We start from the raw sequence: 807 nt of genomic DNA, 5'->3' as shown, positions 1-807 counted from the left end.
CGCCGAGGTCACCAGATACTCGCCGTTGTCGCTGAAGTGCGGCGCGTTGATGATCGAGAAGGTAAAGCCCGGCGCGATGCCGGTAGCCGTGCCCGACCCGCTCACGCTGTGGTGCTCGGCCTGCCACACTTCCTGACGGATGCGCGCATAGGACTCACCGTGGCTGTGGTCGACAAAATGGCCCGGCCAGTCGTAAACGTCCACCGAGCCCGGCACCGGCGACGCCGGATTCTGCCGCGCCTGCAGCATCCAGGCGTTCGGCTTGCGGAAGTCGTAGTCGTCGGTGCTGTAGATGCCCGGCGTCACGCTCTCCGCCAGCGACCACTGGCTGATGCCCTCTTCAGTGACGACGCCGCCCGACGGGGTGACGTGATAGGCAATGGTCTCATAGCCCGGAAACGCCTGGTGCTGATCCGGCGCGTCGCACAGCACCAGCGTGTGTCTGTCCGCCTCGTGGCGGAAGAAGTAGTAAATCCCCTCCAGCTCCATCAGGCGGCTGATAAAGTCCAGGCTGCTCTCCTGATACTGCACGCAGTACTCCCACACCCGGTAGCTGCCCGCCAGGCGCGTCTCCACATTGACCCCGTACTCCTTCAGCAGCGTCTGCACAATCTGCGGCACCGTCTGGCTCTGGAAGATGCGCAGGTTGCGGTCGCGCTTCATCGGCCACAGGTCCGGCTCGACCGTCAGCTCATAGACCGCGTAGCGGGTGCCGCTCAGCTCCTGGCTGCGCACCGCCACCCGGGTGATTTTGCCGTTAAGGTAGCGCGGGCTCAGCGCGTTCATCAGCCCGTCGGTCGGCAGCGT

1 protein-coding gene is annotated in these 807 nt (G+C 65.1%); it reads right to left on the bottom strand.

The window, feature by feature from the left end; all coding sequences use genetic code 11:
• The coding region (gene tssI, locus AFL22_RS22895) for a type VI secretion system tip protein TssI/VgrG (protein ID WP_156311622.1) at window positions 1-807 on the bottom strand (807 nt) is incomplete at both ends.

Origin of the sequence: Pantoea sp. CFSAN033090 (assembly GCF_001264395.1) — a bacterium.
GTDB lineage: Bacteria > Pseudomonadota > Gammaproteobacteria > Enterobacterales > Enterobacteriaceae > Pantoea > Pantoea agglomerans.
Note: the sequence above shows the minus strand (reverse complement) of the source record. Positions and strands in the feature narration are given on the sequence as shown.